The 13,970-nt window shown below is 72.3% G+C and carries 15 protein-coding genes and 1 riboswitch; of the genes, 4 read left to right on the top strand and 11 right to left on the bottom strand.

The features are described from left to right. Nucleotides 1–5: 5 nt before the first annotated feature. The 3 genes from GKS42_RS01265 to GKS42_RS01275 all read right to left on the bottom strand — a co-directional run bounded on the left by GKS42_RS01265 (nucleotide 6) and on the right by GKS42_RS01275 (nucleotide 3,151). Complete coding sequence (locus GKS42_RS01265; protein ID WP_154792195.1) at nucleotides 6–731, bottom strand: histidine phosphatase family protein; 726 nt, start codon at nucleotides 729–731, stop codon at nucleotides 6–8. A 68-nt stretch (nucleotides 732–799) separates the two neighbouring features. Beyond that, nucleotides 800–1,828, bottom strand: a complete 1,029-nt coding sequence (locus GKS42_RS01270; protein WP_154792196.1) for a 3-hydroxyisobutyryl-CoA hydrolase — start codon at nucleotides 1,826–1,828, stop codon at nucleotides 800–802. Nucleotides 1,829–1,915: 87 nt separating this feature from the next. Beyond that, nucleotides 1,916–3,151, bottom strand: coding sequence for a citrate synthase (locus tag GKS42_RS01275; RefSeq protein WP_154792197.1), 1,236 nt, complete (start codon nucleotides 3,149–3,151; stop codon nucleotides 1,916–1,918). A gap of 94 nt (nucleotides 3,152–3,245) precedes the next feature. Here GKS42_RS01275 and GKS42_RS01280 point away from each other — a divergent pair, with 94 nt between their 5' ends. Next, complete coding sequence (locus tag GKS42_RS01280) at nucleotides 3,246–4,415, top strand: citrate synthase (RefSeq protein ID WP_154792198.1); 1,170 nt, start codon at nucleotides 3,246–3,248, stop codon at nucleotides 4,413–4,415. Nucleotides 4,416–4,420: 5 nt separating this feature from the next. Here the strand turns inward: GKS42_RS01280 and GKS42_RS01285 are convergent, their stop codons facing one another. From GKS42_RS01285 to GKS42_RS01310, 6 genes are all read right to left on the bottom strand, one after another. Further along, nucleotides 4,421–5,074 (bottom strand): MBL fold metallo-hydrolase, encoded by a 654-nt coding sequence (locus tag GKS42_RS01285; protein ID WP_154792199.1) that lies wholly within the window; start codon nucleotides 5,072–5,074, stop codon nucleotides 4,421–4,423. Next, on the bottom strand, nucleotides 5,071–6,171 hold the full coding sequence (locus GKS42_RS01290) for an S-(hydroxymethyl)mycothiol dehydrogenase (RefSeq protein WP_154792200.1): 1,101 nt from the start codon (nucleotides 6,169–6,171) through the stop codon (nucleotides 5,071–5,073). Before GKS42_RS01290 ends, GKS42_RS01285 begins: the two co-directional genes overlap by 4 nt. A gap of 72 nt (nucleotides 6,172–6,243) precedes the next feature. Next, complete coding sequence (locus tag GKS42_RS01295; RefSeq protein ID WP_154792201.1) at nucleotides 6,244–6,957, bottom strand: ABC transporter permease; 714 nt, start codon at nucleotides 6,955–6,957, stop codon at nucleotides 6,244–6,246. Further along, a complete protein-coding gene (locus tag GKS42_RS01300; RefSeq protein WP_154792202.1) occupies nucleotides 6,954–7,688 on the bottom strand; it encodes an ABC transporter ATP-binding protein in 735 nt (244 codons plus the stop codon). Before GKS42_RS01300 ends, GKS42_RS01295 begins: the two co-directional genes overlap by 4 nt. A gap of 36 nt (nucleotides 7,689–7,724) precedes the next feature. After that, a complete protein-coding gene (locus GKS42_RS01305) occupies nucleotides 7,725–7,925 on the bottom strand; it encodes a hypothetical protein (RefSeq protein WP_154792203.1) in 201 nt (66 codons plus the stop codon). Nucleotides 7,926–8,083: 158 nt separating this feature from the next. Next, on the bottom strand, nucleotides 8,084–8,641 hold the full coding sequence (locus GKS42_RS01310; protein ID WP_168217697.1) for a cytochrome b: 558 nt from the start codon (nucleotides 8,639–8,641) through the stop codon (nucleotides 8,084–8,086). 144 nt (nucleotides 8,642–8,785) lie between these two features. Continuing rightward, nucleotides 8,786–8,888, top strand: a riboswitch (SAM riboswitch). A 36-nt stretch (nucleotides 8,889–8,924) separates the two neighbouring features. Here GKS42_RS01310 and GKS42_RS01315 point away from each other — a divergent pair. The 3 genes from GKS42_RS01315 (at nucleotide 8,925) to GKS42_RS01325 (ending at nucleotide 12,718) form a co-directional block, all read left to right on the top strand. After that, nucleotides 8,925–9,863 (top strand): methylenetetrahydrofolate reductase, encoded by a 939-nt coding sequence (locus tag GKS42_RS01315; protein WP_154792205.1) that lies wholly within the window; start codon nucleotides 8,925–8,927, stop codon nucleotides 9,861–9,863. 143 nt (nucleotides 9,864–10,006) lie between these two features. Further along, nucleotides 10,007–12,367 carry a 5-methyltetrahydropteroyltriglutamate--homocysteine S-methyltransferase gene (gene metE, locus GKS42_RS01320; RefSeq protein WP_154792206.1) on the top strand — a complete coding sequence of 787 codons (2,361 nt, stop codon included), beginning with the start codon at nucleotides 10,007–10,009 and terminating at the stop codon, nucleotides 12,365–12,367. Between the two features lie 93 nt (nucleotides 12,368–12,460). After that, nucleotides 12,461–12,718 carry a hypothetical protein gene (locus GKS42_RS01325; RefSeq protein WP_154792207.1) on the top strand — a complete coding sequence of 86 codons (258 nt, stop codon included), beginning with the start codon at nucleotides 12,461–12,463 and terminating at the stop codon, nucleotides 12,716–12,718. On the opposite strand, the gene GKS42_RS01330 is transcribed toward GKS42_RS01325, so the two are convergent. After that, the gene (locus GKS42_RS01330; RefSeq protein ID WP_154792208.1) at nucleotides 12,715–13,587 is read right to left on the bottom strand and encodes an SDR family NAD(P)-dependent oxidoreductase; all 873 of its coding nucleotides are present in this window, start codon (nucleotides 13,585–13,587) and stop codon (nucleotides 12,715–12,717) included. The genes GKS42_RS01325 and GKS42_RS01330 overlap by 4 nt on opposite strands. After that, entirely contained in the window at nucleotides 13,584–13,952 is a 369-nt protein-coding gene (locus GKS42_RS01335) for a RidA family protein (protein ID WP_232848050.1), read from the bottom strand. The genes GKS42_RS01330 and GKS42_RS01335 overlap by 4 nt, the downstream gene beginning before the upstream one ends. Nucleotides 13,953–13,970: the final 18 nt, after the last annotated feature.

The raw sequence follows: 13,970 nt of genomic DNA on the forward strand, positions 1-13,970 counted from the left end.
CCATGCTACGAGCGTGTCGAGGTGGAGTGGCCGGAGCCCGCGTCCGTACCTGCGCCACCACCGACCGCAGCCTCGGCCGCGGTCGTGGTGCTGGACTTCGCGAGCCAGGCCAGATCGCCGCCGTCGGTGTTGACGGCGACCACGTTCGGACGGGTCGGGGTGTACTGCACGATCGACACGGAGGCGGGCCCGACGTTGATCCGCTGGAACAGGTCGAGGTGCATGCCGAGGGCATCGGCGAGGACGGACTTGATGAGGTCCCCGTGGCTCACGGCCACCCAGACCGCCCCCGGGCCGTGCTCCGCCTCGAACGCGGCGTCGCGCTGCCGGACTGCGGTGACGGCGCGTGCCTGCATGGCCGCCATGGACTCCCCGCCGGGGAAGGTCACCGCGGACGGCTGCCGCTGCACGATCGGCCACAGGTCGTCCTTGACGAGGTCCTTCAGCGTCAGGCCCTGCCACTGCCCGTAGTCGCACTCGGTCAGGGCCGCGTCGGTCCACACCCCCGGGTTCGACGACCGCGCGTCGAGGATCGCCTGGGTGGTCTGCTCGCAGCGCAGCATCGGGCTGGTGACGACGCCGACGAGTGGCACCGGAGCCAGCCGCTCCCCGGTGCTGCGGGCCTGGGCACGGCCGGTCTCGTCGAGCTCGACGCCGGGCGTCCTGCCCGCGAGCACACCGCTCGCGTTCGCAGTGGTGCGGCCGTGACGAACGAGGAGGAGGGTGGCCATGGTCGTAGAGCCTACGGTGCGGAGCCGACGGTGAAGCCGTCCGGGCATCGGCGTGGGTGTTGACCGGCTCAGGCTCCGGCGACCATCGCGCGTACCGCGGTGCCGTCCACCTCGGAGAGCGACGCGTGCTGCCAGCGCGGCTGGTGGTCCTTGTCGACCAGCACGGCCCGGACACCCTCGACGAAGTCCGGAGCGGCGGTGATCGCGGTCGCGACGCGGAGGTCCTGGGCGAGCACCTCGGTGACCGAGCCGAGTTCGGCTGCCCCTCTGATCGCCGCCAGCGTCACCGCGACGGACAGCGGGGACCGCGTGGCCAGGACGTCACCGGCCTCGCGGGCGGCGGGTTCGGGAGCCCCGCGGAGTGCCTCGAGGATCGCGACCGGGTCGTCCCCGGCGTAGCAGCGGTCGATCCAGCCCCGCTCGGCCGTCGAGGGAGCGGCCGGCGCGTTCTGGCCGACGGTTGCCTCGAGGTCCTCGCCGGAGGCAAGCCGGGCGACGATCGTCGGCCACGACCCGGAGTCGACGAGGGTGTCGGCGAACCCGACCGCGATCGCGTCCGCGCCACCGGCCTGGCTGCCGGTGAGCGCACAGTGGGTGCCGAGCTCGCCCGGCGCCCGGGACAGGAGGAACAACGAACCGACGTCCGGGAACAGGCCGATCCCGGTCTCGGGCATCGCGATCCGGGTGCGTTCGGTGACCAGCCGCAACGAGCCGTGTGCCGACACCCCGATGCCGCCGCCCATCACGATCCCGTCCATGAACGCCACGTACGGCTTGGGATAGTCGGAGATCAGCGCGTTGAGGGCGTACTCCGCGCGGAAGAAGCCGGCGGCGTCCAGGGTGCCGTCGAGCAGGCCGGCGCGGATCGCGCGGACGTCCGCGCCGGAACACAGTCCGCGGTCCCCGGCGCCCTCGAGGGCGACCGCGGTGATCCGCTCGTCGCCGGCCCAGTCCTCCAGCAGATTCGTGAGCGTGCAGATCATGCCCGGCGTCAGGGCGTTGATCGCGCGCGGCCGGTTCAGGCGGAGCCGACCGAGCGAGCCCTCGACTGCGACGAGCACCTCGTCGGAATCATCACGCGCTGCACGAAACTCCATGATGTTCCACCCTCCGTCGGCCGCGCCCCGATGCTACTTGGGGTCCGCGCGGGGCACCCTCGCGGGTATCGTCCTCAGGCGGCCGGCTCACTCGGGTCGCGGCCCGACGTAGGCCGACTCCGGTCGCAGCCGCAGCGGCTTATGGCCGTACTCGTCCACCACGTGCGCGAGCCACCCGGCCGTTCGGGCGACGGCGAAGATCGCCTGCCCGGCGTCGTCGCCCATCTCCGCTCCCACGGCCAGGACCGCCAACGCCAGATCGACGTTGACGGGCCGGCCGGTGCGCGGCCCGACCATCGCGACCAGCTCTCGTGCCGCTCGGATCGCGGCGGCGTAACGGTTCATGGTCGACATCCGGCCCAGTAGGTACGCCGCCCTCGGATCGGTGTGGCGGTACAGCACATGTCCGAAGCCCGGGATGCCGCGACCGCGGGCGGCCTGCCCGGCGATCGCTCGGTCCGGCGGACCCTCGGCCGCATCCCGGAGCATCTGGGTCGCCGCGGACGGAGCAGACCCGTGCATGGCGCTGTCGAACGCGGACAGGGCGCAGGCGATCGCGGCGTAGGGATGCGCACGGGCGGAGGCCGCGACGCGCGCGGCGAGCGTCGCCGTGGCCAGGTCGTGGTCCAGGCACAGGACGAGCGTCGCGTCCAGGAGAGCCAGATCGGCCGGGGTGCTGGTCGAGGCCGTCAGTTTCGGCCAGAGTCGCTGCGCCAGTGACGCCGAACCGGGGGCGGCCGGTCCGAGGTCGGGAAGGGCGTCGACCATCGTGGCGATGAGGCGCCGCCCGGCGGAGTGGACGGCGTCCGGCGCGAGGTCGGTGCGGAGCGGGTCGTGCGAGCCGGCGATCACCACGCTCAGCTGCATCCGGTCGATCAGCCGGGCTGCCGGCCCGAGGAGGTCGCCGGCGGCACGGGCCGGGCCGATCACCTCGGCACCGGCGTGGCAGCCCCGGCCGCCGGCCGTAGCCGCGGTCTGCGCCCAGAGGAGGTCGATCGCGGCCTCGAGACCGACGGTCCTGGCAAGGTCCGTCGCCCTGCGTCCGCGGTAGTACAGCTCGTCGTCCTCGATGAGGGTGAGCGGGGAGTCGAGGACCATCAGCGGGCGACCGCGGCCGTGATCGGGAGCCGCACCCTCCCGTCCGCGCCGCCTCGTCGCGGCCAGTTGCTCCACGTCGAGCGCATCGAACGTCGAGCCGCCACCGGTCTCCGCCCGGGTGCTCCCGATGAGCCCGCGCGAGACGTAGGCGTAGAGGGTCGTCGGCTTCACGCCCAGGCGTGCGGCGGCCTGCGCCGTGGTCAGGCGCGGCAGCGGCTCGGACACGATGCCTCCGCGATATTGATGCGATCAACATTGATTGGTCAGTGATCAATGCCTGTGGTCTCGTGAGGCTACCCGATCGTCACAGGAGGAACCGATGCAGTCACCGTCACGCATGGACAATGCCCCGATCACCGTCCCTCGGGGGCTCACGAACGTCGTCGTCACCGAGACCGGACTCAGTGACGTGCGTGGCCACGAGGGCTTCTATCACTACCGCCAGTACTCGGCCACGGAGCTCGCCGGGTCCCGTCCCGTCGAGGACGTCTGGAAGCTCCTGCTCGACGGCGAGCTCCCCGACGCCGCGGCGGGTGACGCGTTCGCTGCCGAGGTGGCCGCCGAGGCACCGGTGCGACCGGACCTCGCCGAGCTGCTTCCCGCCATCGCGCGGGCGGCCGGACCGGCCGACCCGCTCGCGGGCCTGCGGGCCGCACTCGCCCTCGAGGGATCCCAGCGCGGCCTGCGACCGCTCTACGACCTCACCCGGGCGCAGCGCCGCGATGACCTGATCGGCCTCGCCGCGCGGGTACCCACGATCGTCGCCGCGCTCGCCAGGCTTCGGGCCGGGGACCGGCCGGTCGAGCCCCGACCGGACCTCGGCCTGGTGGCGAACTACCTGTACATGCTGCGCGGCGAGCAGGCCGAGCAGGCACACGTCGCAGCGCTGTCCGCCTATCTGGTGGCGGCCATCGACCACGGCTTCAACGCCTCCACCTTCACCGCCAGGGTGATCGCCTCGACCGGTGCCGACGCCGCGTCCTGCCTCGTCGGGGCGCTCGGCGCACTGTCCGGACCGCTGCACGGCGGCGCTCCCAGCCGGGCGCTGGACAGCCTCGACGAGATCGGCACCCCCGAGCGCATCGACGACTGGGTGAGCGAGCAGCTACGGGCCGGGAGACGGATCATGGGGTTCGGGCACCCGGTGTATCGCACCGAGGACCCGCGCTCGGCCCTGCTGAAGCGGGTCGCCAAGGGCTTCGGAGGACCACGCATCGACTTCGCGGTCGCCGTCGAGGAGCGGATCCCCGAACTCCTCGAACGGCACAAGCCGGGCCGCGCCCTGCACACGAACCTCGAGTGGTATGCGGGCGCCGTGATGGAACATCTCGGGTTCGAGCGCGCCCTGTTCACTCCGACCTTCGCCGCCGCGCGGGTGCTCGGCTGGACCGCCAACATCCTGGAACAGAGCGAGGACTCCAAGATCATCCGCCCGTCCTCGCGCTACGTCGGCCCGCCGGCGCCGCAACCGGTGCCGGACCGGGTCTGACCAGCTCAGTGCCCCCGGTCGATCCACTCCTGCCGGTGCGGGGCCTCGGAGCCGATCGTCGTGTCATCGCCGTGGCCGGTGTGCACCACCGTGGTGGGCGGCAGGGTCAGGAGCTGGTCGGTGATCGAGTCGATGATCGTCGGGAAGTGCGAGAAGGACCGCCCGGTCGCGCCGGGACCGCCCTGGAACAGCGTGTCTCCGGTGAACACCGCGCCGAGGTCCGGGCTGTGGAAGCTGCACGAGCCGGGGGAGTGACCCGGCGTGTGCAGCACCTCGAGGCTGACGTCGCCGATGGTGAACGTGTCGCCGTCGGTCAGGTCGGAGTCGGGGCCGACGCCCGGGTGGGTCCGGTCCCAGAGTTCGCGGTCCGCCGGATGCAGGTAGGTGTGGGTGCCGAAGTCGCCGGCGAGCTGGCAGGCAACCCCGATGTGGTCGTCGTGGGCGTGGGTGAGCAGGATGCCTCGCACCTGGCGCCCGGCCACGGCGTCGATGATGGCGTCGGCGTCGTGGGCGGCGTCGATCAGGACGCACTCGGTGTCGTCGCCGACCACCCAGACGTTGTTGTCGACGGCCCAGGTGCCGCCGTCGAGCGAGAACGTGCCCGAGGTGACCACCTTGTCGACGCGCGTGCCGGTGGGGTTGTCGTTCGTCGCACTCATGCGGTCGCTCCTTCCAGCACCACGACGCTGCGCAGTACGGCGCCGTCGTGCATCTTCGTGAATGCGGCCTCGATGTCGCCCAGCCCGATCCGTTCGGACACGAACGCGTCGAGGTCGAGCCGGCCCTGCAGGTACAGGTCGATCAGCATCGGGAAGTCCCTGCTCGGCAGGCAGTCGCCGTACCAGGAGGACTTCAGGGCGCCACCGCGGCCGAACACGTCGGCGAGTGGCAGCTCGAGCGTCATCGTCGGGTTCGGCACGCCGACCAGTACCACGACGCCGGCCAGGTCCCTGGCGTAGAACGCCTGCTTGTACGTCTCCGGGCGGCCGACGGCGTCGATGACCACATCCGCGCCGAAGCCGCCGGTCAGCTCGCGGATCGCCTCGACCGGGTCGGTGCTCGAGGAGTTCACCGTGTGGGTGGCGCCGGCACCCTTGGCCCACTCGAGCTTGGTGTCCTCGACATCGACGGCGATGATCGTGCCCGCGCCGGCCAGCGCGGCGCCCATGATCGCGGCGTCCCCGACGCCGCCGCAGCCGAACACCGCGACGGTGTCGCCACGGGTCACGCCGCCGGTGTTGATGGCGGCCCCGATGCCTGCCATCACGCCGCAGCCGAGCAGCCCGGCCGCCTCCGGGGCAGCCGCGGGGTCCACCTTGGTGCACTGCCCGGCGGCGACCAGGGTCTTCTCCGCGAACGCGCCGATGCCGAGCGCGGGGGAGAGCTCGGTCCCGTCCTCGAGGGTCATCCGCTGGGTGGCGTTGTGGGTCGCGAAGCAGTACCACGGCCGGCCCCGCAGGCAGGCCCGGCACTGGCCGCACACGGCCCGCCAGTTCAGGATCACGTAGTCGCCCGGTGCCACCTCGGTGACCCCCGGTCCGACCTCCTCGACGATCCCGGCCGCCTCGTGGCCGAGCAGGAACGGGAACTCGTCGTTGATGCCGCCGTTGCGGTAGTGCAGGTCGGTGTGGCAGACGCCGCATGCCTGGATCCGCACGACCGCCTCCCCGACGCCGGGATCGGGGATCACGATCGTCGTCAGTTCGACGGGGGCATCCTTGGCGCGGGCGATGACGCCCTGGACCTTCTGGGGCACGGTTGATCCTCAGGTTTCGGGTTCGGGGGTTCGCGGCCAGCCTAACCAGCGCCCCGCCCGGTTGGGCGGACCTCAGGGAGTCCGTCGCCGCAGGGTGGCGGACCCGAGCGCGAGCATCCCGACGATGAAGGCCACCAGCACGGCCAACGGAGGAGCCAGGTCGGGTGCGGACTCGCGGGCCACCTCGTTCATCGCGTCGACGGCGTAGGAGAGCGGAAGGACGTTGGAGACGACCTCCAGGAACCGGGGCAGCTCGGCGCGCGGGACCAGCAGCCCGCACAGCAGTACCTGGGGGAGCACGATCGCCGGCATGAACTGGACGGCCTGGAACTCGGTGTTCGCGAACGCGCTCACGAACAGGCCGAGGGCCACACCGAGGAGGGAGTCGAGCACCGCGATCAGCACCAGGAGCGCCCACGGCCCCTGTACCTCGAGGCCGAGCGGGCCGAGCATGAGCGCCGAGGCGAGCAGCGCCTGCGCGGTGGCCATCACGCCGAACGCCAGGGCGTAGCCGCCGAGGAAGGAGAGCTTCGACAGCGGCAGGGTGAGCAGCCGCTCCAGGGTGCCCGACCGGCGCTCGCGAAGCGTCGCGATCGAGGTGATGAGGAACATGATGATCATCGGGAACAGGGCGAGCAGCGCGGGGCCGATGCTCGTGAACGTCGGGCCGCCGTCGTAGATCCACCAGAGCAGGGTGAGCAGCACGCACGGGACGACGAGGATCATCGCGACGGTGCGTGGGTCATGCCGCAACTGGCGCAGCACCCGGGCGGCGGTGGCGATCACGGCGCCCGGCCCTCCCGCACGAGGGCGAGGAAGGCCTGCTCCGCGGAGTCCGTGCCGGTCCGGGTCAGCAGGTCGGCCGGGGTGCCCTGCGCGAGGACGCGTCCCTCGCGCAGCAGCACCAGGCGATCGCAGCGGATCGCCTCGTCCATGACATGCGAGGAGACGAGCACGGCGGTACCGCTCGCGGCGATGTCGGCGAAGGTGTGCCACAGGGAGTCCCGGAGCACCGGGTCAAGGCCGACGGTCGGCTCGTCGAGCACCACCAGTCGCGGCCGGCCGAGCAGCGCAGCGGCAAGATTCACCCGGGAGGCCTGGCCGCCGGAGAGCGTGCCGGTCAGCTGGCCACGCTGCGGGCTCAGGTCCACCACGTCCAGCACCCGGTCGGTGTCGGCGCGTGCGTCGTTGACGCCGAGCACCCGGGCGAAGTACCGCAGGTTCTCCGCCACCGTGAGGTCGGGATAGACGCTCGGCGCCTGCGTGACGTAGCCGACCTCGCGCCGCAGCGGCGCACTGCCGGCCGGATGGCCGAGCACCGTCACGGAACCGGCCGTGGTCACCTGCACGCCGAGGATCGACCGGATCAGCGTGGTCTTGCCCGAGCCCGACGGGCCGAGCAGTCCGGTGATGAGGCCCTCGGCGACGTCCACGTCCACGCCGTCCAGGGCCGTGGTGGCGCCGCGGATCACCCGCAGTCCGCGCACCTGCACGGCGGCTCCGGTGGTGTTCGCCATGAGATGCATGATCCTCCCGGGACGCGGCGGCGGTGCTCAGGCGCCGATCAGATCCTCCAGCGCGTCGAGGTCGTCCAGCAGTGCCATCTCCCGGGCGTCCAGACCGCCGGCGCCGGCGCGCATCCGCAGGTCGTCCTCGTCGCAGGTCCCGGCGATGCGGCCGAGCACGGCGTCCCGCTCTGCCCGGGCGGCGGCCAGGCTCAGTTCTTCACGCAACTGGGCGATTCGTCCGTTCATCCCTCGCGCTCCCTCCCGCCGGCGACCGGAGGCCGGGCCGCCGGTGACCCGGCGGCGGTGACCCGGCTGACTCCGCTGACCCGGCCCTGACTCGGCGTTGTTCCCGACTATGCACCCGCCGGCCGACATCGTGGTCGAGGTGCGCGGGCGCGCCGCGATCACAGCATCCGGTCGAGCAGCCGGTCCCGGTCCAGAAACTGGTGCTTGAGCACCAGGCCGACGTGGGCGATCAGGGCCAGGAGGAACACGACGTGTGTCGCGAGGTGCACGATCAGCCCGGCGTCGTCGTCGACGACGGGCAGCGGTGCGGGCCACTCGTAGGGGCCGACATCCCACTCGGAGTCGGTCCCGAACAGCAGGGCGAGGCCGGTGAGCGGGATCGCGAACATCGCCACGTACAGGGTGCGCTCGACCGCGGTCGCGACGCGGCGCTCGGCTCCGGAGAGCCCGGGCGCCCAGTCCGGCAGGCCGCCCACGCGGCGCCACCACACGCGCACGCACGCGAGCAGGAGGATCACCGTGCCGAGCACGGCGTGCGGCACGATCCACCACTCGTCCTCACCACCGAAGAACAGGTCGGCTGCCCACTCGAGCAGGTCGTCGAACCGGTCGATCGAGTAGCCGAGGACGAACTGGATGCCCATGGCCGCGGCCATCGTCCAGTGCAACACCTTCGTGACCGTGCCGTAGCCGGTCGAGGCACCGTTCGCGCTCATGCCCGAGCATCCTCCTCCAGGTGGGCCGGTCCGGCGAGGCGGGGCGTCGTGGCACGCCCGGGTGGGGTGGAGCGTCAGCCGGATGAATCTCAGTCGGTGAAACGCTCGCGGCATTGCGGGTCGGCCGGGTACCATCGAAGCCAATCACCATCCAGAGCGGTCGAGAGTCCTGGCTCGTCGACGCCGCAGCAACCCCCCAACGGAAGCCTCCCGAGGGGAAGGGTGCTAAAGCCAGGGTCGATGGAGTTCACATGAAGGCAACACCAGCGCACGAGGCGTTGCGATGAGCACGGCGAGTCTGTACCGGGCGCCTGGCGAGCGCCCCACGATCTCGTTCGAGTTGTACCCACCCCGCACCCCCAAGGGTGAGGTCTCGCTGCAGCGGACGGTCCTGGACCTGGCCCAGATCGGGCCGGACTACTTCTCGGTGACCTACGGCGCCTCCGGGGCGACCCGGCAGACGTCGCGTGACCTCATCTGCACCATCCTGCGGGACACGCCCGTGACCCCGATAGCGCACCTGACCTGCGTCGGGGCGTCCGAGGCGGACCTGACCGAGTACATCAGCGGGCTGCTCGACGAGGGCGTCCGGGACTTCCTCGCCCTGCGTGGGGACCCGCCGGCCGGCCAGGAGGACTGGCAGCCGCACCCGGACGGTCTGACCCGGGCGAGTCAGCTCGTCGCCCTGCTGCGGAGTGTCGTCGCAGCGCGTCTCGGGCCGGCGGACCTGGTCAGCATCTCGGTGGCGGCCTACCCCGGCGGCGACTACGGGCCGGACGGGCAGGCCGTGGTGGACCCGAGCGACGTGGCCGCGCTGCTGGAGAAGCAGGATGCCGGCGCCGACTTCGCGATCACCCAGGTCTTCTTCGACCCGGCGCACTACGCCGAACTGGTGTCCGCAGCGCGGGCCGGTGGCGTCCGGATCCCGATCATCCCCGGGCTCATCCCGCTCACCGACCCGAAGCGGCTGCGCCGCCTGGAGGAGCTCACCGGGGTCCGGGTCCCGGAGCAGCTCCTGGACTCCCTCGACTCCGCCGCGAGCCCCGACGAGGCGTACCAGCGGGGTCTGACCGCGAGCGTGGACCTGATCGACGGCGTCCTCGCGGCCGGTGCTCCCGGACTGCACCTGTACACGTTCAACTCGTCGAAGGCCGCGCTCGATCTCCTCGACCGGGCCGGACTCGCCCCAACAGTTGCCCTGGGGGGCACCTCCCCCCAGTGACCGCACCGGCCTGACCCGGTGTGCGCCGCGACGGCGGGCGCACCGGGCCGGCCCGGCACTCGAGACAACCGATCGGCCCACGCGGCCGACGGGGGTCGTTTCACCCTGCTCGAACCGCAATCCTGGACAGAAGGAGCACCACCATGTCAGTGCACGAAGGCGTCCCCGCGTTCCCGGCCGCCACCATCCTCGGCTACCCCCGGATCGGGCCGCGCCGCGAGCTCAAGCGCGCCGTCGAGTCGTTCTGGGCCGGCCGCAGCACGGCGCCGGAGCTCGGCGCGGTGGCCCGGGACCTGCGCGAGCGCACTCGGACGAACCTGGCCGGACTCGGCCTCGGCACCGAGGACGCCTCCATCCCGTCCGACTTCACCTTCTACGATCAGGTGCTCTCCGTGGCCGCGCACCTGGGCGCGATCCCGGAACGGTTCGCGCACCTGCGCGGCCCCGACGGCGCCCTCGACCTCGCCGGCATGTTCACCCTCGCGCGGGGCGAGGGTGACCTGGCCCCGCTGGAGATGACCAAGTGGTTCGACTCCAACTACCACTACCTCGTCCCGGAGATCGGACCGGACACCGAGTTCCGCCTCGTCGAGACCCCGAGCGTGGCGGCGTTCGCAGCCGCCCTGGCCGACGGCGTGGTGACCCGGCCCGTGCTGGTCGGCCCGGTCACGTTCCTGCTGCTGGCCAAGCCGAGCGAGTCGGCGCCCGAGGGATTCTCCCCGCTGTCCCGGCTCGACGACCTGCTCGTCGCGTACGCCGACTGGCTCCGCGCGTTCGCCGAGGCGGGCGCCACCTGGGTGCAGCTCGACGAACCGGCCCTGGTGAGCGACACCTGGGCGGAGCCGTCCGCGCAGGTGAGCGCCGCCGTCGGGCGTGCCTACCAGGCACTCTCGGTGGACCTGGCCCGCCCGGAGCGGCCGGCCCTGTTCGTGGCCACGCCCTACGGCCCGCTCGGCGAGCGGTTCGCGGACCTCGCGGCCACCGGCGTCGAAGCCATCGGGCTGGACCTCGTGCGCGGCGAGGCACCCGCGATCGACGACGCGGTCCGTACCGCCCTCTCGGGCCGGACCGTCGTGGCGGGTGTCGTCGACGGGCACAACATCTGGCGCACCGACCTGGACGCCGCGGCCGCGGCCGTGGCCCAGCTGCGCGCGGACCTCGGAGCGGACGTCGACGTCGCCGTGTCCACCTCGACGTCGCTGTTCCACGTGCCGCACACCACCTCCGACGAGCCCGACCTGCCGCAGCGACTGCTGTCCTGGCTCGCGTTCGCCGACGAGAAGGTCGGCGAGGTGCTCGCGCTGGCCGCCGGGCCGGACGCGGCGGGCGAGGCGTTCGCGCACTCCCGCGAGGTCGCCGCGGACCGGGCCGGTGCACCCGGGGTCGTGGTGCCGGAGGTCCGGGACCGCGCCGCCGGCCTCACCGACGCCGACTTCCACCGCGGCGCCTACGACGCACGGGTCGCCGCCCAGGACGCGGTGCTGGACCTGCCGCCCCTGCCGACGACCACGATCGGGTCGTTCCCGCAGACGTCCGAGCTCCGCGTCGCCCGGGCCAGCCTGCGCAAGGGCGAGATCACCGCCGAGCAGTACGCGGAGGCGATGCGCGCCGAGATCGCCCACGTGATCGAGCTGCAGGAGAAGCTCGGCCTGGACGTGCTCGTGCACGGCGAGCCCGAGCGCAACGACATGGTCCAGTACTTCGCGGAGAACCTCGACGGGTTCGCCGTCACGCAGAACGGCTGGGTCCAGTCCTACGGGTCGCGCTGCACCCGCCCGTCCATCCTCTGGGGCGACGTCTCCCGGCCCGCGCCGATCACGGTGGACTGGTCCCGGCACGCCGCCTCGCTCACGAGCCACCCTGTCAAGGGCATGCTCACCGGCCCGGTGACGATCCTCGCGTGGTCCTTCGTGCGCGACGACCAGCCGCTCGCGGACACCGCGAACCAGGTCGCGCTTGCCCTCCGGGACGAGATCGCCGACCTCGAGGCGGCCGGCATCCAGGTGGTCCAGGTCGACGAGCCGGCGCTGCGGGAGCTGCTGCCGCTGCGCCGCGCCGCGCAGGGTGCGTACCTGGACTGGTCGGTGGCCTCGTTCCGGCTCGCGACCGCGGGTGCGGCGGACGCCACCCAGATCCACACCCACCTGTGCTACTCGGAGTTCGGCGAGGTCATCGGCGCGATCGACGGCCTCGACGCGGACGTGACGTCCATCGAGGCCGCGCGGTCGAAGATGGAGATCCTGCCGGACATCAACTCCTCCGGGTTCGCCCGCGGCATCGGCCCCGGCGTGTACGACATCCACTCCCCGCGGGTGCCGAGCACGGCCGAGATCACCGACCTGCTGACGGCGGCACTGGCCTCGGTCGGGGAGCGCAAGCTCTGGGTGAACCCCGACTGCGGCCTGAAGACCCGCGGCTACCCGGAGACGATCGCCTCGCTGGAGAACCTCGTCGCCGCGACCCGCTCGGTCCGGGAACGGCTCGGCGCCCCGGTCAACGGCTGAGGCGACCACACGCCCGACGGCGGCCACGCACCCAGGTGCGCGGCCGCCGTCGGGCGTTGCTCACCGACGTCGTCGACCTGCGAGACTTGGGCGATGAATCCGATGACTCGCGGCCTGGTCCTCACCGCCATGCTCTCCGGAGCGCTCATCGTCGCAGCCGTGTTGCTCTGGGTGAGCGAGGTGATCGGGTTGCCGCTGTTCCTCGGCGCGGTCGTCCTGATCTCGATCGGCCAGATGGGTATCACGATGCGGATCCTGGCCGAGCAGAAGCGGGCCTGGCGGGACAACGCGGCGGCACGGGATGACCGGTCACCCGGCGACGGCTTCGACCCGATGAGGAAGTACCGCTAGAACGCCGCCGCCGTCGCGTCGGGCCGCGTCTGCGCCGGCCCGGGCGGGCCGCCCGGCTCGATACCGAGCACGTCCTCGGCGAGCCGGAGGTTGCCCGCCGTCAGACCGCCGTCGACCATGATCGTGGTGCCGGTGATCCAGGACGCCTCGTCGGAGGCGACGAACGCGGTCAGGGCGGCGATGTCCTCCGGTGTTCCGAGACGGCGCATGGGATACCAGGACCTGAGCCGGTCCACGATGTCCGGGTCGCGCTCCAGGCGTGCGTCCCAGGCGCCCGGGGTGAGCACGGTCCCGATCCCGAGCGCGAGCGCGCGAACGCCGTCGGGTCCGTAGCGCACCGCGATGCTGCGGGTGAGCGACTCGACGCCCGCCTTGGCCGCGCTGTACGCCTCGTTGCCGAAGTACTGGTGGGCGTTCACCGACGCCATGTTCACGATGACGCCCCGGCCGCGCCGACGCATCCCCGGCAGGACCGCCCGGCTGCACAGGAAGACCGACCGCAGCGCGATCGCGACCTGTTCGTCCCACCGCGCGGGCGTGGTCCCGAGCAGGTCGTCGTCGTAGGCGTAGGCAGCGTTGTTGACGAGGACGTCGACGGCGCCCCACCGGTCCTGCACCCGGGTCACCAGGGCGTCGACCGCGTCGTCCTCGGTGATGTCGACCGTCTCGGTGAGGATCGTCGGCGGATCGTCGAGGTCCTGCGCGAGCGCGGCCAGGCCGTCGGCGTTGCGGTCCACGAGGACGAGGCCGGTGCGCCCGTCCGCGAACCGGCGGGTGAGGGCGCGGCCGATCCCGCCCGCGGCGCCGGTGATCAGGACCACCCGGGCCACGCCGTCCGCGGGCGCACCCCGGTCGGCGGGTGCGCTCATCCGCGCTGCGCCGCGACGACGTCGATCTCGACGAGGATGTCCATGAGGTCGGAGCCGACGGTGGTGCGGACCGGGCGGTGGTCGCCGAACCGCTCGGCATAGACACCGTTGAAGGCGGCGAAGTCGCGCTTGAGGTGCTCCAGGTGCACGGTCGCCTTGATGACGTCGCTCAGGTCGAGGCCGACCACGGCGAGGGCTCGCTCGACATTGTCGAGGGTCGCCGCGGTCTGTGCCTCGACCCCGTCCGGGACGGTGCCGGTGGCCGGGTCCTGAGGTCCGAAGCCCGCGGTCCAGACCAGTCCGGCGGCGGTGCCGACGTGGGAGTAGGGGCCGGCGGGGGTGGGTAGGGCGTCGCTGATCTGCATCTCGGGCACGGGGATCAT

The organism is Occultella kanbiaonis (assembly GCF_009708215.1).
Classification (GTDB): Bacteria; Actinomycetota; Actinomycetes; order Actinomycetales; family Beutenbergiaceae; genus Occultella; species Occultella kanbiaonis.